The sequence below is a fragment of the Mycolicibacterium lacusdiani genome (genome assembly GCF_021916785.1).
Classification (GTDB): domain Bacteria; phylum Actinomycetota; class Actinomycetes; order Mycobacteriales; family Mycobacteriaceae; genus Mycobacterium; species Mycobacterium lacusdiani.
Genome location: NZ_JAKCFC010000005.1, coordinates 63,115 through 84,261 on the forward strand (window position 1 = coordinate 63,115; position 21,147 = coordinate 84,261).

The following is a 21,147-nucleotide window of genomic DNA, read 5'->3' on the forward strand; positions in this document are numbered from 1 at the left end:
GAATCAGCCGGAGAGGCCGGCGGCCCACGGGTAGGACTTCAGGTAGGGGTCCGGCTCGATCGGGCCGGGGGACTCCCACACCGTGTAGATCAGTCCGTCGGGCCGGATCTCGCCGATGCGTGCGGTCTTGGTGATGTGGTTGTTCTCGCCGTCGATGGTCACCAGACCCTCGGGCGCGTCGAACGTGACTCCGCCCGCGTTGTCCTGGATGGCCTTGACGTCGAACGACTTCGCCTTCTCGACGGTGTTCTTCCACAGGTAGACCGAGACGTACGCGGCCTCCATCGGATCCGACGTCGGCTTGTTGGCGCCGTAGGCCTTCTTGTACGCCTCGACGAACCTCTGGTTCACCGGGGTGTCGATGGTCTGGTAGTAGTTCCAGGCCGTGAGCTGGCCGGCGACGTTCTGTACGCCAATGCCGCCGACCTCTTCCTCGGCGATCGACACCGAGACCACCGGCATCTGCTGCGGGGTCAGGCCGACGTTGCGGTACTCGCGGAAGAAGGCGACGTTGGAGTCTCCGTTGAGCGTGTTGAATACGGCGTCGGCGTCCGCGCTGCGCACCTTGTTGACGATGGTGGAGAAGTCGGTCGATCCGAGCGGGGTGTAGTCCTCGCCCTTGATCTCGATGCCGTTGGCATTGGCGTACGCCTTGATGATCCGGTTCGCCGTCTGGGGGAACACGTAGTCGCTACCGACGAGGTAGAGGGACTTGACGCCCTTCTCCTTCAGGTAGTCCAGCGCGGGCACGATCTGCTGGTTGGTGGTGGCACCGGTGTAGAAGATGTTCTTGCTCGACTCGAGGCCCTCGTACTGCACGGGGTAGTAGAGCAGCGCGTTGTTGCTCTCGAAGACCGGCAGCATGGCCTTGCGGCTCGACGACGTCCAGCCGCCGAACACCGCTGCGACACAGTCACTGCTGATGAGCTTCTCGGCCTTCTCCGCGAACACCGTGGGTTCGGACGCGCCGTCTTCTCCGACGAGTTGGAGTTGCTTCTCCATGACGCCGCCGGAGGCGTTGATCTCGTCGACGGCCAGCTTGATGGCGTCGCGGACGGTGACCTCGGAGATCGCCATCGTGCCCGACAGGGAGTTGAGTGATCCCACCTTGACGGTCGAGCCGGAGGTGTCGACGCACGACTCGGCTGCGGCGCCGTCGGTTTCGCTCGCCTTGCTGCCACAACCGGCCAGCAGGAGGCTGGTCGTGGCGATCAGGCTCCCGGCCGCCAGGGCGGTTCTGTTGAGCCGCGAGCGGGTGGTACCCCCATTGGACAACCGCATGAACAACCTTTCGTCGTGCCGCGAGGCGCTGGCGCGCGGATGCGAATCCGCTGCGAGCGCCGAGGTTCGACGCTCGTCGAGCGTCGATGCGGGACGTTAGAGACGCTTTGTTTCTGTGGAATTTCTGTACGTGACGAATGAATTAACGACGCGTTCGCACGGTGTTCACCCGACGATCGGCGGGTACACGCGACGGCTTCGCGCTCCTGGATGCGCCGTGTAACGGTGCGGTACGGTCCGTCGATGTGACGATCATGCGTAAGACAGCAGTGGTTGGAACCGCGTTCGCGCTGGCGGCCGCGTCGCTCGGACTAGGTCAGACAGCGAGTGCGGAACCCGCCGCACACCAGGTCAGGTACACGCTCTCGGCGTTGGGGCCCGGAGACTTCAATCTCTACTACTCGTTCGCGGCGCCGCCGAGTCTCGAGGCGTACCACGCCGACCCGAACGCGTTCGTCAAGAGCGAGAAGGTGGACCTGGCGCCGGGTGCCCCGTGGGTCTTCGAGACCACTTTGGCCGATTCGCAGTGGGCGTTCCTCTCCGCGAGCGGGGCCGCGCACGCGATGCAGGCCGACCCGAACGTGCGCTGCGAGATCGCCGTCGACGGTCAGGTGGTCGTCGAGCAGACCGGCCCGTTCACCACGCAGTGCCAGCTGCGGTCCTGGAACTGACGTCGGTGTAGCGGCGCCGGTCCAGGGCGCCGACCGCGACCGCCGACGCAGTGAGGGCCGCGGCGGCCAGGAACGCCGTCGTGAAACCCGACCGGGGGATCGCGAACCCCAGGGCTGAGGCGCCCGCGGCCTGGCCAAACGTCAATGCCACGAACAGCATTGCGGTACCGGCCGCGGCGTTGGCGGGGTCGATGCGGGTGGTCCACGCGATGAGCGCGGAGGTGGCTGCCACGAACGCCCAGCCGAAGGTGAGGCATGCGGTCGCGACGAGGGTGGCTCGCTGAGGTGCGAGGGCGAGCACCACCACCGCGCACGTCACTAGTGCGCAGGTCAGCATCCACGCGTCGGTCGGGTGCATCCTCGCCAGTGGCCGGGCGGTCGCGGCGACCGCGGTGGCGCCGACGCCGAGCAGGATCCAGGACGTGACGGTGTCGCGTTCCGATCCGCCCCCGGTCTCGACGAGCAGGCTGCGACCGTAGGTCCATACCGCGGCCGATCCCGCGCCCAGCAGAACGGCTGCGGCGATGGCGGTCGCGTGACTCCTGATCCACGTCGTCGGAAGTCGTTGCGCTCGAGGCGTACTGGTGGTCGCGCCCCTGTCGACGGCCAGCACCACTGCGCCGAGGACTGCGGTGACCACGCCGACCAGGACCCAGCTCGTGCGCCACTGCGGCAGCAGCAGTAGTGCCAGCGCTCCGGCGCCCACCAAGCCCGGTCCGGTGCCCGAGTTGACCGCGGACTGGGCGCTGTCGAGGCGGCGGGGGCCCACGTTGCGCGCGACGATGGCCACCAGCGCCGGTGAGGCGAAGCCGGCGCCGGCCGAGCTGAGTACCGCGCAGGCGGCAAAGGCGACGACGCTGGTGGCCGCAGCCATGCCGAACACACCGAGGCACGCGGTGGCGACGGCTGCCAGTACCAGTGCACGCGGCCGACGGCTGCCGAGGAAGAAGCCGACCAGGGCCGCACCGCAGTAGGCCAGCGACGAGCCCGACGAGACGTACCCGGCGCCGGCCGCACCCAGCCCCAGATCCCGCTGGACATCCGGGAGGAACAGTCCGTAGGCCAGCCGGACCAGCCCGTAGGTGGCGGCGATGAAGCACGTCCCGAACACCACGACGAGACTTGGGCGGACGCCATTAAACGAAAACGATCGTTTCACCTTTGCGAGTCTAGGCTGATCGTCATGCCGGTGCGCAAGGGCTCGGAGGAGAAGCTGCTCGACGCGGTCGACGACGTCGTGTTCTCCCGCGGTATCGAGTCAGCCCCCGTCGACGCGGTGCTGGCCAGGGCCGGCGTTTCGGCGGCCACGCTGTACCGGGGCTTTCGGAGCAAGGAGGCCTTGATCGCCGCCGCGCTCGAGCGCCGCCATGAACGCTGGCGGCAGGTGTGGGACGACGCCATCTCCGCGGCGAGCGACGACGAGCAGCGTCTACTGGCAATCTTCGATGCAATCGATGCATACGCCGACCGTCCGGACGGGGCCAGGTGGTGTGCGTTCCTCGGCGCCGCCGCCGAGTACGCCGACCCGCCCGCGGAGATCGCCGCGGCCATCGAGCGGGACACCGATCACCTGCGCGACACGCTGCGCCGGCTCGCGAATGCGCTGCCGTGTGACGCACCCGACGACCTCGCCGAACAGATCCTGCTGGTGGTCACGGGTGAACTCGGGATGCGTCTGCGCGACGACCGCCGTCGCCGCAGCGCAACAGCACGCCGGGTCGCCGCCGCCGTGGTCGCCGCAGCCACCCGTTCCTGACCATGCCTTGACAGATCATCGAACGCACGTTCGAATGGAGAAGTGCGATGGGACGGTCAAGGCATCGAGGTCGACGACGGAGCGCTGCCCGGACTGCAGCGCCTCGGCTTCGTCCGGTCGGTGCGCACGCCGCAGTTCGACGGCATTACCTTCCACGAGATTCTGTGCAAGACGGCGCTCAACAAGGTGCCCGAGGCCTCGGGCCTGCCGTTCCGGTTCACCGTCAACGGCTATCGCGGGTGCAGCCACGCCTGCCGCTACTGCTTCGCCCGACCCACCCACGAGTACCTCGACTTCGACTCCGGCGTCGACTTCGACACCCAGGTGGTGGTGAAGACCAACGTCGTCGACGTGCTGCGCCGGGAGGTGCGGCGCAGATCGTGGACCCGCGAGACGGTCGCTCTCGGCACCAACACCGACCCGTATCAGCGGGCCGAGGGCCGCTACGCGTTGATGCCAGGCATCATCGACGCCCTTGCCGGGTCCGGAACGTCGATGTCCATCCTGACGAAGGGCACACTGCTGCAACGGGATCTGCCGCTGATCGCCGAAGCGGGCAAGACCGTCGACGTCACCGTCTCGGTGTCGCTGGCGATCGGCGACGCGGACTTGCACCAGCAGATCGAACCAGGGACGCCGACGCCGCGCGCCCGGTTGAACCTGGTGCGGGCCATCCGCGACGCCGGCCTCGACTGCCACGTCATGATCGCGCCGGTGCTGCCGCACCTCACCGATTCCGTCGAGCACCTCGACGCGCTGCTCGCCGACGTCGCCGCGGCGGGAGCCACCGGCGTGACGGTGTTCGGTCTGCACCTGAGGGGGTCGACGCGCGGGTGGTTCATGAACTGGCTTGCCGAGGCCCGGCCGGACCTGCTGCCGCAGTACCGCGAGCTGTACCGACGGGGCGCCTACCTGCCACAAGGCTATCGGGACGCGTTGCGCGACAAGGCCGCTCCGCTGGTGCACCGCCATGGGCTGGAGGCGCGGAACCGACCGTTTCGCGTGCGGACCGCGCCCACCGCGGTGGCAGAACTGCAGCCGACACTGTTCTGACCCGAGGTCGTCGACGCGTCGTCACCCGTCGGAGGTAGGTTGCGACACGTTGCTCGTGATCGACAGGAGAGCGCATGACCGTCGTCTTCGTCCATGGAGTGCCCGAGACGGCCGCGGTGTGGGACCTGCTGGTCGCCTCGCTCGCGGATCTCGGTGAGACCGACGTCCGCAGGCTCTCGCCGCCGGGCTTCGGCGCGCCGGTGCCGGACGCCTTCAGCGCCACGATGCACGGATACCGCGATTGGCTGGCCGCCGAACTGGAGGCCATCGGAGAACCCGTGGACCTCGTTGGCCACGATTGGGGTGGCGGCCACGTCCTCAACGTCGCGATGACGAGACCCGACCTGCTCCGCACGTGGGTGTCCGACATACCTGGCGTGTTCGACGCCGAGTACGTGTGGCACGACCTCGCCCAGCAGTGGCAGACGCCCGAGGTGGGGGAGCAGGTGGTCGCGGGACTGGCCGCCATGCCGGTGTCCGATCGCGCCGCCTTCCTCACGGGAGCCGGGATGGCTGCCGAGATCGCCGAACGGGTGGCCCCAGGCATCGACGAGGCGATGGGCCGGTCGATCCTCACCCTCTACCGCTCGGCCGCACAACCCAACGCCGCCAAGGCCGGTGAGCACCTCGAAGCGGCTGCCGCACGACCGGGTCTCGCGCTGCTGCCCACCGAGGACGACTACGTCGGAACCCCTGAGCAGAAGCAGCGTGCGTCGGCCAGGACAGGCGCACGAATCGAGGTACTCGACGGACTCGGGCACTGGTGGATGACGCAGGACCCCGCGTCGGCGGCCGCCGTGATGGTCGACTTCTGGCGGGCACACCGGGGCTGACCGCCCCGGGTCCGTCAGTTTTTGTTGCGCTTCACCTGGTTGAACGGCACGCCCCGGTCGGGTGCGGGTTCGCGAGGGAAACCGAGGACGCGCTCGCCGATTACGTTGCGCGCGATCTCGGTGGTACCGCCGCCCAGCGACGCGGCCTGCCGCGACGGATAGCGGCTGCCGAAGGAGAACAATCCGCTGCCGTCGTCGACGACGCCTGCGGGCCCGGCGATTTCGAGCGCGGTGTCGATCTCGAACTGCACGGTCTCGGCATGGGTGATGCGGATGATGGAACCGGCGGCCGACGGCAGCGAGCCGTCGAGTACCCCGTGGTACACGTGGTCGACGAGTTGTTCCTGAACGGCCCGGCGCACCAGCGCACGGCCCGCCATCGCGCGGATCCGCTCGTTTCCCGTCTGCCCGGTGGCGCGCAGCAGTTCGACGTAGTCGACCAGCTGGTCTGTCGACCCCTCGGCGCCGATGCCGCTGGCGAACTCGGAGCCGCCGCCGACGGCGCGACGTTCGTGGAACATCTGCCGCGAGGCCACTTCCCAGCCCTTGTCGACCTCGCCGACCACGGCGTCGTCGCCGAGTTCGAGGTCGTCGAAGAACTCCTCGCAGAACTCGTTGCCGCCGTCGACCTGCTTGATCCTGCGCATCGTGATGCCGTCAGCAGCCAATGGCGCCAGGAACATCGTCAGCCCCTCGTGCTTCGGGACGTCCCAATTGGTGCGCGCGAGCAACAACCCGTAGTCGGCGGCGAACGCGCTGGTGCTCCACGTCTTCGCGCCGTTGACGATCCACTTGTCGCCACGCCGGTCCGCGCGCGTGATGACGCCGGCGAGGTCGGACCCGCCGCTGGGCTCCGACAGAAGTTGGACGAGGACTTCCTCACCGCTGATGGCCCCGGCGATGTGGGTGCGCTTCTGGTCCTCGGTGCCGGTGTCGAGAATCGTTGCCGCGCAGATCGTGAACGTCGGGGTGTTCAGGATGAGCGGTAGTTCGTACTCGCGCGACACCTCGTTGAACGCGCGCTGGTAGGCAATCGGCAGGCCCAGGCCGCCGTACTCCCGGGGGAAGCAGATCCCGGCGAAGCCACCCGAGTGCAGCAGCTTCTGCAGTTCGCGAGCGCGTAACCACGGACCCTCCTCGCCGCGGTCGACGTAAGGCGGGTCGGCCGGGTCGACGCGAGGCATGTTGTCCGCCAACCAGGTTCGTGCCCGATCGGCGAACTCCGCCACCGTCTCGGTGCTCACCGGAGCGTCAGTCGTGGTGTCGGTCATGATGCGGACTCCAATTCTTCGGTGAGCGCATAGACGCGCAGGTCGTGTTCTTCCGGAGTGCCCAGCATGGCTCGGTTCAGGGTCGCTCGCCGCAGAAACAGGTGCAGGTCGTGTTCCCAGGTCACGCCGATGCCGCCGTGCAGTTGCACGCAGTGCTGCAACATGTCCGGTGCGTGCTCCCCGACGTAGGACTTCGCGACGCTGACCAGCCGGTCGGCGTCGTCGGAGCGGGCGCTCACCGCGGCGACCGCCGCACGCGTCGTAGCGCGGCAGGCCTCCAGCCAGATCTTCATGTCCGCGTACCGGTGCTTGAGCGCCTGGTACGACGCCAGCGGCCTGCCGAACGAATGCCGGTCGAACGCCCACTGCACCGTGAACGCGAAGACCGAATCGAGTATCCCGACGACTTCGGCGCACTGCAGCACCTGGGCGATCTGGGCCTGCCGGGCGATCAGGGCCGGCGTCTGCTCGGCCGTGCCGACCGCCGCGTCCTGCGCCACCTCGACGCCGTCGAACGTGATGCGCGCGTACCGCTTGACGAGGTCGAGGGAATTCTGCGCCTCCACGTGGACGCCTTTGGCGTCGGTGGGAACCAGGAACTGCCTCGGCACGCCGTCGGCCACGGCCACGAGCAGGACGATGCCGCTCTCGGTTCCCGCCTCGACGCGGTCCTTGACGCCGTCGATGCGCCACCCGGACCCCGTCGGGGTGGCGGTGACGGTGGACTCCGTCGGCGCCCAGCTCCGCCCGGGCTCGTACACCGCCCAGGAGGCCACCAACTCGCCGGCGACGAGCGATTCGATGACGGCCGAGTGCCTTTCGGCGTCGTCCGCGTCGACCAGGCCGGCGAGCACGGTGCTCACCGGATGCAGCGGGCCGGGAGCAACCGAACGCCCGATGAGTTCGGCGACCAGCGCCAGGTCCGCCACGCCGTCACCCGAGACGCTGCCGCCGCCGAGTTCCTCGGGCACCAGCAAGCTGGTCCAACCGAGTTCGGCGGCGCGTTGCCACCACTGCGGGTGAAAGGTCTCACCGGCGGCATGCAGTTCGCGCACGTGCGTCAGCGAGCCCTCCCGCTGCAGGAACTCCTCGGCCGTCGACGCGAAGAGTTCTTGTTCCGGGTTGGCGACTCGTGTCATGAGATCGGTTGCGCCTCTTCTGTCGTGGGTTGGGGGAGCGGCAGGATCAGGCCAGGACGAGCGCGGGCACGCCCGGCTCGTAGACCTTCTGGTTGGGCACCTTGAAGAGGTCGACCATGTTGCGCCCCATCACCTTCTTGACGCCTTCGTCGTCGAGGCCCTGTGCCTCGAGGTCGCCGACCAGGTTGATCGGGTCGGCCAAGCCCTCGGGATGCGGCCAGTCCGAGCCGAAGATGATCCGGTCGATACCGCAGAGGTCCGCCATCTTCTTGAAGTCGTCCTCCCAGAACGGTGCCACGTACACGCACCGTTTGAAGGCCTCGATCGGGTCCTCGGGGAACGCGTCGGGCATCTTCATGTAGACGTCCTTGAACTGGTAGAAGAGGTACGGCACCCAGGAGGCACCGTTCTCGACCGACAGGATGCGCAGATCGGGATTGCGGGTCAGCGCGCCGTGGCAGACCATCGCGGCCATGGTGTCCTCGATCGGGCGCTTGCCCATGGCGACCATCCGAAAGGCCGTCGGCGCGAACGGCTTGAACTCGTCGCCGGGTTCCCAGTCGTTGAGGTACTGCGAGTAGCCGCTGTCGCTGGCGTGCATCGAGACGGGGATGCCAGCTTGAACGCAGGCGTCCCAGAACGGGTCGAACTCGGGCAGGCCCATCGACCGGCTGCCGCGGTACCCGGGCACCGGCGCAGGCCGGACCAGAACGGTCTTGGCGCCGCGCTCGAGACACCACTGCAGTTCCTCCAGCGCCCGGTCGACGTTGCCGAGGTTGATCACCGGGGTGGAGAAGATGCGGTCGGCGTAGTTGAACTGCCACGTCTCGTACATCCACTGGTTGAGTCCGTGCACGATGTCGAGGATGAGGTCCGGATCGTCCTTCAGCCGCTCCTCGACCAGGCTGGCCAGGGTGGGGAACATCAGCGTGTAGTCGAGTCCGAGCCCGTCGAGCACCTCGATGCGGGCCTCGGGGTTGCGGAACGCGGGGATGGCCTTCATGGGCTTGCCCATGACCTCGCGGTAGCTCTTGCCGCCGCTGCCGTGCCGGAAGTAGTCCTCTTGCGCGCCGGGGCGTGCGACGACCTCGAAGGTCGGGTTCGGGATGTAGTCGCTGACCTGGTTGCGCACCATGATCTTGGTGCGGCCGCGGACCTCGATGTAGTCGATGACGCCCTTGCGGTGTTCCGGCAGGAACTGCGTCAGTGCTTCCTTCGGCTCGTAGAAGTGGTTGTCGGCGTCGAAGACCGGATAGGACAGTTCGCGTGAGGGCATTTCCGCCTCCTGGAAGTCTCGTAGGCCCGATTTGGTAATGACGTTACCACCAGGCGAGCAGCGTAGACACCCCCGAATCGTCGAGACTTTGGCGGCCGCTCAGCGCAGGTCGGCGCCCTGCCGGGCGGGGCTCACTTCCGCAGGGCGCGCAGGCAGAAGTCGTAGATGTGCTTGCCCTCGAGTGGGGTGCCGTTTAGTTCGGCGCCGAGCACCCGCAACCGCATCGCGCCCATCGCGGACTGCATGATCAGCGTCGTGGAGGCGTCGACGTCGAGGTCCGGTGCGAAGACCCCCTCGGCGATGCCGCGGTCGATGATGTCGCCGATGAGCACCTTCACCGGGGCCAGCACCCTGGCGTACTCGGCGGGGACGGTCTCGGCCAGGTGGTCGTTGTAGAAAGTCAGACCCCTGTTGATGCTGTCCTGGGTGGTGGACGACGCGGGAGCGCTGACCTTTTCGATCAACAGGAGCAGGGCCTCGGCGGCCCCGAGGTCATCGGTGTCGGCGCGCCAGCGCAGTGTGGACTCCGACATGATCTTCTCGATCAGCGCGAGTAGCAGCTCGTCCTTGCTCGCGAAGTGCTGATAGAACGACCGCAGCGATGTCTTCGACCGCTCGACGACTTCGAGGACGGTGAAGTCCGCCCTGCCGGTCTCGCCGAGGATCGACAACGCCGATCGCATGAACCGGGTGGCGCGCGATTCCTCGTCGACCGTCCCGGCATTGGCCGGCACGGCGCTCGCGCGCCTCGTCGGCTCACCGGGCTGGGTCTCTCCGCTCCGGGCCACGAGAACGACGTTACCGTTTCTCGCGAGTCTGTGGTGTGCTTGGCGGCGAGTTTCGGCAGCCCGAGATTCGTATAGCGGAGCATCCGACAGCGGAAGGGGCGTCATTCCATGACCACGCAGCCCGATCAATCGCAGTGGACCCTCGCGGGGCTACTCGAGCTGTTCGACGTCGAACCCGACGGCGAACGGTTCATCGGCCAGACCGGCCTCGCCGGGGCCGACGAACGTCAGGTCGTCGAGGGCACCCAGGTGCTCGCGCAGGCGATCGTCGCGGTCGCGAAGCGCTTCCCGGAGAAGTCCGTTCGTTCCGCGACCGCCGTGTTCGCGCGCGCCGTCCTCGTCGGGCCACCGGTCGAGCTGACGGTCGACGTCGTCGCGGAGGGACGGACCACCGCCACCGCCGTCGTGTCCGCGAGCCAGAACGGCAAGCGTTGCATCACGGCGACTGTCTTCACCGACGTCCCGTCGGCTGACGTCATCCGGCACCACCTGCCGCGGCCCGACGTCACCGCACCCGCGGACGCCAACCCCGGAGACATGCCGATGGTGGGGCGCGAGCTGAAGCTGGTCGACGTCGTCGACGTCAACAGTCCCGACGAGGTCGGACCGCCGGAGCTGCACGCCTGGCTGCACTACGACCCCGTTCCGACGCGCGACGACCTCGCCAAGGCGCTCATCGCGTACTTCACCGGCCACCTTGGCATCTCGACCACCATGCGGGCGCACGAGGGCATCGGCACCGCCCAGGCCCACCTGACGGTGTCGACGGCGCCGATGACGATCGTCGTCAGCTTCCACGAGCCGTTCGCGTGGTCGGACTGGATCCTCTACGGCCACGAGAGCACTCAGGTGGGCGCGGGCATGTCCTACATCCGCGGCACCGTGCACACCGAGGCGGGTGAACTCATCGCCTCCTTCTCCCAGGACGCGATGATCCGGCCACTGCGCACAACCGACACGTCGATCGACGCGTCCGCCCGGCTGTAGGCCACCGGTGAGCCTGGTCGCCGGTCACGGACCGCTCAGCTCGCAGCGCGCCGGCCGGCTGTCACCCCCGGTCGACGGGTCCATGGTGCTCGTCGAGCCGCATCCACGGCGGGTCCGGGCCGTGCGGGGCGACGACGTGGTGCTCGACACCGAGCGGTGCCTGCTGGTGCATCGCGAAGGGCACCCGCTGAGCTACGCGTTCCCGGCGGAACTGGCGGGCGATCTCCCGGCCGCACCGGTACCGGAGGCGCCCGGGTACGTCACGGTGCCGTGGACGGCGGCGGACGCGTGGTTCGAGGAGGGGCGCCGCCTGGTCCACTATCCGCCGAACCCGTACCACCGCGTGGACTGCAGGTCGACGAAGCGGCGGCTGTGCGTCACCGTCGGGGGCGAGACGCTGGTGGATACCGACGAGACCGTGATCGTGTTCGAAACCGCTTTGGCACCAAGGTTATACGTGGACCCGGCGCACGTGCGTACGGATCTGCTGCGCGCGACCGACACGTCGAGCTACTGCAACTACAAGGGCGTCGCCACGTACTGGGCGGCGGTACTCGGTGAGACCGTCGTCCCGGACGTCGCGTGGAGCTACGCCGAGCCGTTGCCGGAGACCGAGCCGATAAGGGGCTTCCTCAGCTTCGACGGCGTCGGGTTGTCGGTGTCGGCCGAACTGCCTGCCGCCGATCAGACCTTCAGATAGCCCTTCTCGGCGGGGATTTGGGCCGCGGTGACCAGCGACGACCCGTCGCCTGCAAGCCATACGACGATGTCGGAGACCAGATCCGGGGCGGCCAGCGAGTCGGTAGGCAGCGCGCCGGGGGAGAAGCTGTGGATGAACCTCTGGTGGTCGGCGAACATCTGATACATCGAGACGTCGTTGCCCATTGGGGTGTCGGTGCCGTAGGGATGAACGGAGTTGACGCGAATCCCGTACTCGCCCAACTCGACCGCCAGTGAGTTGGTCAGACCGACGACGCCGAACTTCGACGCGCAGTAGTGGCCGCACCCCGGCACGGCCTTGACGCCCGCCGCCGAACTGATGGCGATGATCGAACCACCGTTGCCCGCGTCGATCATGGCGGGGACCGTCGCCTTCACGGTGTTCCACACACCGGTGAGGTTGGTGTCGATGATCTCCTGCCACTGTTGCGCCGAGATCTCCCACAGCCGGCCCCAATTGAGCACGCCCGCGTTCGCGACGACCACGTCGAGGCGGCCGAACTGCTCGATCGCCTCGGCGACCACCCGCTGCTGCCCATCGAGGTCGCGCACGTCGATCTCCTTGGCCAGGATCTTGCGGCCCTCGCGCTCGACGAGGCTCGTCGTCTCGGCCAGGTCCTCGGGTGTCGCGTGGGCGTAGCCGTTGTGCTCGGCGACCGGACCGCACGCGTCGATGGCGACGATGTCGGCACCTGCCCGTGCGAGTCGCACGCAGTGCGAACGGCCCTGGCCGCGGGCGGCGCCGGTCACGTACGCGACGCGTCCGGCCAGCGGGGTGTCGGTTTCGGTCATGCGGGTTGCTCCTCGAGGTCGGACGTGGCCGGTCGCGCGAGGGCGGAGCGGCGGGAGAACTGGTAGTCGCGCAGCGGGGAGCGGCGTGCGAAGCGTCGTGAGCCGGTGATCGTCTGGGGCCGGTGGTAGACGGTGTCGCTCTGGGAGTTGATGAAGTAGGTGTTGAGCCCCGGATTGCATTCGGTGAAGTACAGGTGGGCGGTCTTGCCCCGCTTCGCCATCGTCGCGTTCCATCGGTTGAAGGCGTCCTGCGACACCTCGACGACGTCGTCACCCCGCCGCCTGGTCTCGTCGATGATCCGCACCGCATGCGCGGCGATCGTCTCCACGAAGTCTGGCCAGGCGAACCCGACGAAGCCGTTTGGTCCGACGATCTCCCACCGGTTGGGCAGCCGCGGGTGGGCGGTGCCGGCGTAACTCTGAAGCCCGTGCGCGCGGTAGTAGGTGGCGAGGTCGAAACCGTTGCTGCCCAGAATGGTTCCCTCGCGGTAGGTCTCGGGGTCGGTCCACAATTCGTAACCGGTGGCCAGCACCACCAGGTCGGCCGGGTGCTCCCGGCCGTCGCTGGTGCGGATGCCGTCGCGGGTGATTCGCTCGATGGGCGTGGTGACGAGTTTGGTGTTGGGGCGGTTGAGCGCGGGGAGGAACGCACTGGAGATGACGGGGCGCTTGGCCATGATCCCGTACTTCGGCACCAGCGCCCGGCGCGTGCGCGCATCCCGCACGGTGGCGAGTAGCAGCAGCCGGTAAAGGGCGCGGCAGTAGGCGTCGTACCACGGCATCACGCGTTTCAGCACAGCGTTCGGAAGTCGGGAGAACAGGTGCACGATCGGCGCGATCATGGCCGCGTCCATCAGCATTCGTCCCGCCACGTTGATGGCGGGTACGACACCGGGCAGGCGCAGCACGCGCCGCATCGACGGCGGGATGTCGAAGTCGACCTTGGGAAGCACCCAGGCCGGCGTGCGCTGGTAGACCTCCAGGCTGCGGGCGACGGGCGAGAGCGCCGCCGAGATCTGCACGCCGCTCGAGCCCGTGCCGATCACGGCAATCCGCTTGTCGCGGGCGTCATAGGAGTCGTCCCACGCGTTGGGGCGCAGGATCGTCCCGGCGAAGTCATCGAAGCCCGGGATGTCCACGGTCTCCTTGGCGTTGACGTACCCGCCGACGGAGCTGATGAGGAATCGCGCCGAGATGGTACGGCCGTCGCGCGTACTCAGCAGCCATCGGCCCGCTCGATCGTCCCAGCGCTGCGCGGTGACTTCGGTGTGCGGTCGGAGGAGGGGGTAGAGGCCCAGCGCGGTCGCGGTGTCGCGCAGATAGCGGTGTATCTCCGGGCCGGGTGCGAACAGGCGGCTCCAGTTGGGGTTCGGTGCGAACGACAGCTGGTACCACAGCGTGGGGATGTCGACGGCGAGGCCGGGGTAGTGGTTGTCGCGCCAGGTGCCGCCGAAGTCCGCGCCGCGCTCCAGGATCACGACGTCGTGAATACCCCTCTCGCGCAATAGGTGTGCGGCAGCGATGCCGCCTGGCCCGGCGCCGATGACGACGACCTCGTGGTGGGCTTCAGTCATGCGTTCCTCCGGTGAGTCCAGTGACGACGTGGTCGGTGACGAATCGCCGCACCGCGCGGGGATTGTCGAGGTTGACGCCCATGGGAGGCAGTAGCTCGAAGCTGAACAGGATGCGGACGATCCACTCGCCTGCGCGTTTGGCGTCGACGCCTGGGCCGACTTCGCCGCTGCTCTGGGCGGCCTTGACCAGCGGCTGCCACAGTTCGATGGCGCGGTGGACAAGGTCGTCACCGCTGTGGCGCAGCAACAGCACCAGGATGGGTTCGTTGATGCCCCCGGGCGCGACGTGATCGGAGCGCTGCCGGTGGGCACAGATCAGCTGGGCCGCCGCCGCCACCTGGTCGGCCAGCGTGCCGGATCGGTGCACCTCGTCGGCCATCGTGTCGACGAACGCCGAGGCGAGGTGGTCGAGCGCGACCTTGATCGCCCGTTCCCGACTGCCGAATGCGTTGTGCACGGTGCCGCGGGACACCCCGGCGGCGTCGGCGACCGCGGTCAAACTGAAGCGGCGGGGGCCCAGGTGGCGCAACGTCTCGGCGGTGGCCCGAAGGAGAGCGATCGACGGTGTCCGAGGCGGCGGGGCGTCGTCGGGCACTTGAACACATTAACGATATGTGTTCAACGTGGTCAGCGCTTTGGGATTACTGGCCGATCCGAGGTGAATCGACGTCCCACCCGTGGTGGACGACGTCGTGCAGGTGGTAGACAGCGATCGTCGACACCGTGAACCTGCTGCCGTTGCTGCGCAGCCCCGGTCGCGACCATTCGTCGGCGGACACCGACGCGTAGGTGTCCGCGACCCGGTGCGCGGCCTGGACGAGTTCCTCGGTGACCACTGCGGCATGCTGGGAGGCGTAGTCGTCGGCCGCCGCGGTGCCGTCTTGATCCCAGTTGGGGAAGAGCGGTTCGGCCTCGGCGAGCATCAGTCGGACCCTTCCGTCGAACATGCGGTGTACGTCCCGGACGTGACAGCCGTACTCGAGCACCGACCACACCGCGGGATCCGACCGCTCGCGGACGGTGGGCCCGGACAGTCGGAGGACCCAATCGGCGGCGTCGCGGCGGATGGCCGCGGCGACGTCGTGGTGTGAGATCGACGCGGCGTCGAAACCGCATTCCGCACAGGGCCGTTCGAGGACCCACGTCCAGTCCTTCGTGTCCGGCTCGATGCCGTGCGGACTATCGGTGTCGGCCGTCATCCCTGGTGCAGGTCTTGGGCGGCGAAGGTGTCGCACGCGTTCACGTCACCGGTGCGGTACCCCTCGGTGAACCAGTACTGCCGTCCGGCGGCCGAGCCGTGCGTCCACGCCTCGGGGCTGACGCGACCCTGGGTCTTCTCCTGGATGCGGTCGTCACCGACCGATGCCGCTGCCGACAGCGCGTCGGCGATGTCCTCGTCGGTCAACGGTTGCAGGAACGGTTGACCGGTGCTCTCCTGCTTCGTGATCGACGCGTAGTGCGCCCAGAGGCCCGCGTAGCAGTCGGCCTGCAGTTCGGTGCGGACGCCGCCGCCTTCGGGGCCGGTCGCGTCCTGCTGGGCCCTGCCCAGGGTGCCCTGCAGGTTCTGCACGTGGTGGCCGTACTCGTGGGCGACGACGTACTCCTGCGCGAGCGGGCCGCCGCTGGAGCCGAACTCAGTCTTCAGCGTCTCGAAGAAGTCGACGTCGAAGTAGGCGGTCTGGTCGGGCGGGCAGTAGAACGGCCCCACGGCTTCGGTGGCCGGGCCGCACTGCGTGTCGACGCTGTTCTGGAACAGCTCGATGCTGGGGCGCCGGTAGTCCGGAAGCAGCTGCGACCAGACGGCGTCGACCGAGTTCCCGGTCGCGATGACGCGGCACTGAACGATGTTGTTGGCGTCCGCGCCGGTCCGACACTGGCTCACGTCGAAGCCGGGGGTTTGTACGCCCTGCGAGTCGTACTCGCTGGGGCCGGCGCCCATGGTGCTCGGGTCCACCCCGAGGAACAGCGCGACCACCACGATGATCAGGCCGCCGAGACCGCCGCCGACGGCGATGCCGCGTCCGCCGCCGCCCCCGCCACCGCTGGATCGGGTGGTGCTCGTGTCGATCTGCATGCCCTCGTTGAAGGTCATTCGAACTCCATCCATCGACACGTGAGGGGTGGCTGCGCCGCAGCCGCGTTCAGCTTCGCACACTACGATTTGCCCGTGACGGCTCAGCGCGAAACCGCGGCAGATCGAACGATCGCGCAGACCCGCCACGGGGCCCTGCGCGGCGCCGTCGAGGGCGGGGTCAACGTGTGGCGGGGCGTGGCGTACGCCGAGCAACCGGTGGAGGAGCGCCGGTTCCTCGCGCCCGTTCCGCTCGAGCCGTGGTCGGGCGTACGCGACGCCGTGGAGCACGGGCCGCTGCCACCGCAGGGCCGGTCGTTCGTGGGCGGCGGACGCGACGACCCGAAGATCCGCGACGAGGCGTGCCTCACGGTGACGGTGTGGTCGCCCGATCCCACCAGATCCCTCCCCGTGATGGTGTGGATTCCCGGCGGCGCCTTCGTCTACGGGGCAGGCCAGCTGCAGCTGTACAACGGCTCGCGGCTGGCAGCCAACGGCGGCGTCGTGGTGGTGAACGTGACCTACCGGCTGGGCGTCTTCGGCGGCTTCGACCTGAGCGCGCTCGGCGACGGGTTCGACGACAACCTCTGCCTGCGGGATCAGCTGGCGGCGCTGTCCTGGGTACGCGACAACATCGGGGCGTTCGGCGGCGACCCCGACCGGGTGACGGTATTCGGCGAATCTGCCGGTGCGACATCGGTGTTGGCGCTGCTCGCCACTTCCGCAGCGCGCGGCCTGTTCACCCGCGCGATCGCGCAGAGCCCCGCCCTACCGCTGATCGCCGACCGCGAGACCAGGGCAAGGCGCGCCTGGCAATTTCTCGAGCGTCTCGGCGTCGGCGTCGACGAGGTGAAGGCGCTGCCGCAGCGTCGACTGCGCCGCGCGGCCGGCGAGCTGCAGGGGGAGAGCGCGGCGGACAGTCCGCACCTCGCCTACGGGCTCACCCACGGCGTCGACCTACTGCCCCAGCACCCGATCGACGCGGCACGGGCGGGCGCGGTGGCGCGCATCCCGCTGATCGTCGGCACCAACACCCACGAGGCGTCGATGTTCGCCTGGGGCAAGCCGCCCATGCTGCCGACGACCCTCGACGGGATCGAGTCCTACTTCGCCCGCACCGCGCCGCACGCCAAGGACGACGTGCTCGCCGCCTACCCGGCGTACCCGCGGCGCAGCGCGCTGGTGGCCTTCGGCGCCGATGCGATGTTCGGCGCGCCGACGTGGGCGTTCGCCGACGCGTACAGCGCGCTCGCGCCGACGCACGTCTACCGGTTCGACCACGCCACCTGGACGCTGCGCGCGTTGGGTCTCGGGGCCACCCACGGCAGCGAGATCGTGCACGTGCAGCACAGCTACTCGTCGTATCTCGGCCGCAAGATCCACCCGCTGGGCCGCCGCGTCCAACCCGCGGTCGGCCGCCGCATGCAGCGGACCTGGCTGGACTTCGCCAAGGGCCGCCTCGGCGTGCAGGAGGGCGGGGAGTGGCCGATCTACGACGACCGCGACCGACGCACCCGGGTGATCCGGTCCACCCGGGACGAGACCGTCGCCGATCCCGACCGAATCAGGCGTTCGGCGTGGGAGGGGCTGTACTGAACCGCTCGTCGGCATAGCGCCGCAGGTTGTGCAGGAAGCGCTGGAACAGCCAGGCCATCACCGGCTTGAACAGGGTCATGCCCAGCCGGCCCGCGGACCCGTTCGGCTTCATCGCCATGACCCACGTCAGGTGGCAGCCGCCCGCCGTCTCGACCACGCGGTAGTCCTCGGCGAACGCCGAGATCGCGTTCGACGTGCTCTGGTTGAAGCGAAAGGCCATGTGCGTGAACGGTTCCCAGGCCAGGAACTCCTCGTCGCCGACGATGTTGCCGCGCATCGTGACCGTCCGCGTGGTGCCCACGCCGCGCGGTTCGGGACTGGTCCATTCCACGTGGGTGATCACCGTGGCCCAGTGCGGCCACGACTCGGCGTCGCCGAGGACTCCGAAGAGCTGCTCGGGCGTGATCGGGAGGTCGACGGTGCTGACGAATCGGAACGGGGCCGACTCGATGAAGTCCAGACCGACGCGGTCACACGGGTAGGTACGTGCCATGGGTAGACACTCTAGGCCCAGGTGTCTACCCGGGTCCGTCACTCGCGGCGGCCAGCAGCGGCACGAGCACGTCGCCGATCGGCGTCGGTAGACCGTGCGTCGCCGCCCGGCGCACCACCACCGCGTTGCGGACGTCCCACTCCAGCGGCCTGCCGTGCTGGCGGTCGGTCAGGATCGACGTCGTCAGGTCCTCCGGCAGCTGCGCGAACAGCGCCACCGTCTGGTCGATCACCTCGTCGCCCAGCTGCGCCCCCTCGGCACGTGCCACCGCCAGACACTCGGCGAGGTAGGCCCGCGCGAGGGCAGCCACGTCGTCGCGGCGGAATGTCCCCGACGTGCGACCCGTCAGCACCATCACGGCGCCGACCGCGTTGACGAGCAACTTGTGCCACGCGGCGGTGGGGAAGTCCGGATCGGCCTCGACCGACATCCGTGGGCCCGTCAACCGCGCGACGAGACCGCGTCCGGCGGGATCGTCGGGCAGGACCAGTCGCACCGGGGTGCGCAGCCGCACCCACCCGTCGGGCTGTATCTCGGCCGAGAACCACACCACGCACGGCACCACCGTCGAACCCGGGCAGTACCGCCCCACGCGCTCGACCTGCTCGACGCCGTTCTGCAGCGCGCACACCACGGTGTCCGGGCCGCACAGCGCACGCAGCCACCCGGCCGCGGCCTCGGTCTGGGTGTCCTTGACCGCCAGCAACACCACGTCGACCGGACCGTCGACGTCGGCGGGATCGGTGCACACCGGACGGGGCACGACGACGGGGTCGCCGTCGTCGGGGCGCACCTCCGAGGTCGCGCGCGGCGTGCGCCCGCAGACCAGGACGTCGTGGCCCGCCTCGTGCAGCAGCGCTGCGACGGTGGTGCCGATGGCGCCGGGCCCGACCACGGCGATCCTGCTGACGTCGGCTTCTTCGCGAGGGCACTGGTCCACGGGGCGAAAATACCCCCGCACCGCCCGCACTAGACTCATCACTCGGTTCGTTCCCAGTACCCACCCCCCAGGACGAGGAGTCTTCGTGTTGCGCAGTCACGCCGCCGGATCGTTGCGGTCCACCGACGCCGGGCAGACGGTGACACTCGCCGGCTGGGTGGCGCGCAGGCGCGACCACGGTGGGGTGATCTTCATCGACCTGCGTGACGCCTCCGGGGTGTCACAGGTCGTGTTCCGCGATGCCGGCGTGCTTGAGCAGGCGCATCGGCTCCGCGCCGAGTTCTGCGTCGCCGTCACCGGCGTCGTCGAGGCCCGGCCCGAGGGGAACGCCAATGCCGACATTGCCACCGGCGACATCGAGGTCAACGCGACGACGCTGACCGTGCTCGGCGAGAGTGCGCCGCTGCCGTTCCAGCTCGATGAGACCCCCGGCGAGGAAGCGCGCCTCAAGTACCGCTACCTGGACCTGCGCCGCGAGGGTCCCGGTGCGGCGCTCCGGCTGCGGTCCAAGGTCAACGCGGCGGCCCGCGGGGTGCTCGCCGGCCACGACTTCATCGAGATCGAGACGCCCACGCTGACGCGGTCGACGCCGGAGGGGGCCCGCGACTTCCTGGTGCCCGCCCGCTTGCAGCCGGGTTCGTTCTACGCCCTGCCGCAGAGCCCGCAGCTGTTCAAGCAGCTGCTGATGGTGGCGGGCATGGAGCGGTACTACCAGATCGCGCGCTGCTATCGCGACGAGGACTTCCGCGCCGACCGTCAGCCGGAGTTCACCCAGCTCGACATGGAGATGAGCTTCGTCGACGCTGACGACGTCATGGCCGTGTCGGAGCAGGTCCTCAAGGCGCTGTGGGCGCTGATCGGCTACGACCTGCCGCTGCCGATCCCGAGGATCACCTACGCCGAGGCCATGCGCCGATTCGGCTCGGACAAGCCGGACATGCGGTTCGGGCTGGAACTCGTCGAGTGCACCGAGTACTTCGCCGACACGACGTTCCGCGTCTTCCAAGCGCCGTACGTTGGCGCGGTCGTGATGCCCGGAGGTGCGTCACAGCCGCGGCGCACGCTCGACGGCTGGCAGGAGTTCGCGAAGCAGCGCGGCCACAAGGGCCTGGCCTATGTGCTGGTCGGGGAGGACGGCGAGTTGGCTGGCCCGGTCGCCAAGAACCTCACCGACGCCGAGCGCGAAGGCCTCGCCGCGCACGTCGGCGCCAGCCCCGGTGATTGCATCTTCTTCTCGGCCGGTTCGGTCAAGGCCGGCCGCGCCCTGCTCGGCGCGACCCGCATCGAGATCGCCAAGCGCCTCGATCTGATCGATCCGACGGCGTGGGCGTTCACCTGGGTGGTGGACTGGCCGATGTTCGAGTCCGCCGAGGAAGCGGCCGCCTCCGGTGACGTCGCGGTGGGCGCAGGTGCCTGGACCGCGATGCACCACGCGTTCACCTCGCCCACGCCGGAATCCGAGGACACCTTCGACACCGATCCCGGCAACGCGCTGTCCAACGCCTACGACATCGTCTGCAACGGCAACGAGATCGGCGGCGGATCGATCCGCATCCACCGCGGCGACCTGCAGGAGCGGGTATTCGCCATGATGGGCATCGATCACGACGAGGCCCGGGACAAGTTCGGCTTCCTGCTCGACGCGTTCAACTACGGCGCGCCCCCGCACGGCGGTATCGCGTTCGGCTGGGACCGTATCGTCGCGCTGCTCTCGGGCATGGACTCGATCCGCGAGGTGATCGCGTTCCCGAAGTCGGGCGGCGGAGTCGACCCGTTGACCGATGCGCCCGCGCCGATCACGCCACAGCAGCGCAAGGAGTCGGGCATCGACGGCAAGCCCAAGCAGGCAAGCGCGGACGTCAAGTCGTAGCGATCGGGAATAGTCGTCAGCCGAGCCGACTTACGA

At 68.7% G+C, this 21,147-nt stretch carries 21 protein-coding genes; 8 read left to right on the top strand and 13 right to left on the bottom strand.

Annotation, left to right across the window (positions count from 1 at the left end):
- Positions 1-3: 3 nt before the first annotated feature.
- Positions 4-1,281, bottom strand: coding sequence for an urea ABC transporter substrate-binding protein (gene urtA, locus LOK44_RS16825; protein ID WP_237571248.1), 1,278 nt, complete (start codon positions 1,279-1,281; stop codon positions 4-6).
- A 254-nt stretch (positions 1,282-1,535) separates the two neighbouring features.
- On the opposite strand from urtA, the gene LOK44_RS16830 reads away from it, so the two are divergent.
- Positions 1,536-1,952 (top strand): Rv2576c family protein, encoded by a 417-nt coding sequence (locus tag LOK44_RS16830; protein WP_237571249.1) that lies wholly within the window; start codon positions 1,536-1,538, stop codon positions 1,950-1,952.
- On the opposite strand, the gene LOK44_RS16835 is transcribed toward LOK44_RS16830, so the two are convergent.
- Entirely contained in the window at positions 1,918-3,066 is a 1,149-nt protein-coding gene (locus tag LOK44_RS16835; RefSeq protein WP_237571250.1) for an MFS transporter, read from the bottom strand. The genes LOK44_RS16830 and LOK44_RS16835 overlap by 35 nt on opposite strands.
- Positions 3,067-3,135: 69 nt before the next feature.
- On the opposite strand from LOK44_RS16835, the gene LOK44_RS16840 reads away from it, so the two are divergent.
- From LOK44_RS16840 to LOK44_RS16850, 3 genes are all read left to right on the top strand, one after another.
- Positions 3,136-3,708, top strand: coding sequence for a TetR/AcrR family transcriptional regulator (locus tag LOK44_RS16840; protein ID WP_237571251.1), 573 nt, complete (start codon positions 3,136-3,138; stop codon positions 3,706-3,708).
- Positions 3,709-3,750: 42 nt separating this feature from the next.
- Positions 3,751-4,761: an Rv2578c family radical SAM protein gene (locus LOK44_RS16845; protein WP_237571252.1), complete on the top strand. Its 1,011-nt coding sequence runs from the start codon at positions 3,751-3,753 to the stop codon at positions 4,759-4,761.
- 74 nt (positions 4,762-4,835) lie between these two features.
- Positions 4,836-5,594, top strand: coding sequence for an alpha/beta fold hydrolase (locus LOK44_RS16850; RefSeq protein WP_237571253.1), 759 nt, complete (start codon positions 4,836-4,838; stop codon positions 5,592-5,594).
- Between the two features lie 14 nt (positions 5,595-5,608).
- On the opposite strand, the gene LOK44_RS16855 is transcribed toward LOK44_RS16850, so the two are convergent.
- From LOK44_RS16855 to LOK44_RS16870, 4 genes are all read right to left on the bottom strand, one after another.
- Entirely contained in the window at positions 5,609-6,865 is a 1,257-nt protein-coding gene (locus LOK44_RS16855) for an acyl-CoA dehydrogenase family protein (protein WP_237571254.1), read from the bottom strand.
- A complete protein-coding gene (locus LOK44_RS16860) occupies positions 6,862-8,004 on the bottom strand; it encodes an acyl-CoA dehydrogenase family protein (RefSeq protein WP_237571255.1) in 1,143 nt (380 codons plus the stop codon). The genes LOK44_RS16855 and LOK44_RS16860 overlap by 4 nt, the downstream gene beginning before the upstream one ends.
- Positions 8,005-8,050: 46 nt before the next feature.
- Positions 8,051-9,280, bottom strand: a complete 1,230-nt coding sequence (locus LOK44_RS16865) for an amidohydrolase family protein (protein WP_237571256.1) — start codon at positions 9,278-9,280, stop codon at positions 8,051-8,053.
- A gap of 131 nt (positions 9,281-9,411) precedes the next feature.
- The gene (locus tag LOK44_RS16870) at positions 9,412-10,068 is read right to left on the bottom strand and encodes a TetR/AcrR family transcriptional regulator (protein ID WP_372481258.1); all 657 of its coding nucleotides are present in this window, start codon (positions 10,066-10,068) and stop codon (positions 9,412-9,414) included.
- Positions 10,069-10,176: 108 nt separating this feature from the next.
- Between LOK44_RS16870 and LOK44_RS16875 the strand changes: the two genes are divergently transcribed.
- Together LOK44_RS16875 and LOK44_RS16880 are read left to right on the top strand one after the other, a co-directional pair.
- The gene (locus LOK44_RS16875; RefSeq protein ID WP_237571257.1) at positions 10,177-11,055 is read left to right on the top strand and encodes an acyl-CoA thioesterase; all 879 of its coding nucleotides are present in this window, start codon (positions 10,177-10,179) and stop codon (positions 11,053-11,055) included.
- A 7-nt stretch (positions 11,056-11,062) separates the two neighbouring features.
- A complete protein-coding gene (locus LOK44_RS16880) occupies positions 11,063-11,755 on the top strand; it encodes a DUF427 domain-containing protein (protein WP_237571258.1) in 693 nt (230 codons plus the stop codon).
- Here the strand turns inward: LOK44_RS16880 and LOK44_RS16885 are convergent.
- Genes LOK44_RS16885 through ypfJ form a run of 5 tightly spaced genes read right to left on the bottom strand, consistent with a single transcriptional unit; the run spans position 11,740 to position 16,233 of the window.
- Complete coding sequence (locus LOK44_RS16885; RefSeq protein ID WP_237571259.1) at positions 11,740-12,567, bottom strand: mycofactocin-coupled SDR family oxidoreductase; 828 nt, start codon at positions 12,565-12,567, stop codon at positions 11,740-11,742. The genes LOK44_RS16880 and LOK44_RS16885 overlap by 16 nt on opposite strands.
- Positions 12,564-14,141 (bottom strand): flavin-containing monooxygenase, encoded by a 1,578-nt coding sequence (locus LOK44_RS16890; RefSeq protein WP_237571260.1) that lies wholly within the window; start codon positions 14,139-14,141, stop codon positions 12,564-12,566. Before LOK44_RS16890 ends, LOK44_RS16885 begins: the two co-directional genes overlap by 4 nt.
- Positions 14,134-14,736 carry a TetR/AcrR family transcriptional regulator gene (locus tag LOK44_RS16895; RefSeq protein ID WP_237571261.1) on the bottom strand — a complete coding sequence of 201 codons (603 nt, stop codon included), beginning with the start codon at positions 14,734-14,736 and terminating at the stop codon, positions 14,134-14,136. The genes LOK44_RS16890 and LOK44_RS16895 overlap by 8 nt, the downstream gene beginning before the upstream one ends.
- Positions 14,737-14,782: 46 nt before the next feature.
- Complete coding sequence (locus LOK44_RS16900; RefSeq protein ID WP_237571262.1) at positions 14,783-15,340, bottom strand: DinB family protein; 558 nt, start codon at positions 15,338-15,340, stop codon at positions 14,783-14,785.
- Entirely contained in the window at positions 15,337-16,233 is an 897-nt protein-coding gene (ypfJ, locus tag LOK44_RS16905; protein WP_237571263.1) for a KPN_02809 family neutral zinc metallopeptidase, read from the bottom strand. The genes LOK44_RS16900 and ypfJ overlap by 4 nt, the downstream gene beginning before the upstream one ends.
- A gap of 75 nt (positions 16,234-16,308) precedes the next feature.
- Between ypfJ and LOK44_RS16910 the strand changes: the two genes are divergently transcribed.
- Positions 16,309-17,808: a carboxylesterase/lipase family protein gene (locus LOK44_RS16910; RefSeq protein ID WP_237571264.1), complete on the top strand. Its 1,500-nt coding sequence runs from the start codon at positions 16,309-16,311 to the stop codon at positions 17,806-17,808.
- Here the strand turns inward: LOK44_RS16910 and LOK44_RS16915 are convergent.
- Both LOK44_RS16915 and LOK44_RS16920 read right to left on the bottom strand, forming a co-directional pair.
- Positions 17,777-18,301 carry an SRPBCC family protein gene (locus LOK44_RS16915; RefSeq protein WP_237571265.1) on the bottom strand — a complete coding sequence of 175 codons (525 nt, stop codon included), beginning with the start codon at positions 18,299-18,301 and terminating at the stop codon, positions 17,777-17,779. The two genes, LOK44_RS16910 and LOK44_RS16915, sit on opposite strands and share 32 nt — an antisense overlap.
- A 25-nt stretch (positions 18,302-18,326) precedes the next feature.
- Entirely contained in the window at positions 18,327-19,241 is a 915-nt protein-coding gene (locus LOK44_RS16920) for an oxidoreductase (RefSeq protein WP_237571266.1), read from the bottom strand.
- An 85-nt stretch (positions 19,242-19,326) separates the two neighbouring features.
- Between LOK44_RS16920 and aspS the strand changes: the two genes are divergently transcribed.
- Positions 19,327-21,111 carry an aspartate--tRNA ligase gene (aspS, locus tag LOK44_RS16925; protein WP_237571267.1) on the top strand — a complete coding sequence of 595 codons (1,785 nt, stop codon included), beginning with the start codon at positions 19,327-19,329 and terminating at the stop codon, positions 21,109-21,111.
- The last annotated feature ends 36 nt before the right edge of the window (positions 21,112-21,147 follow it).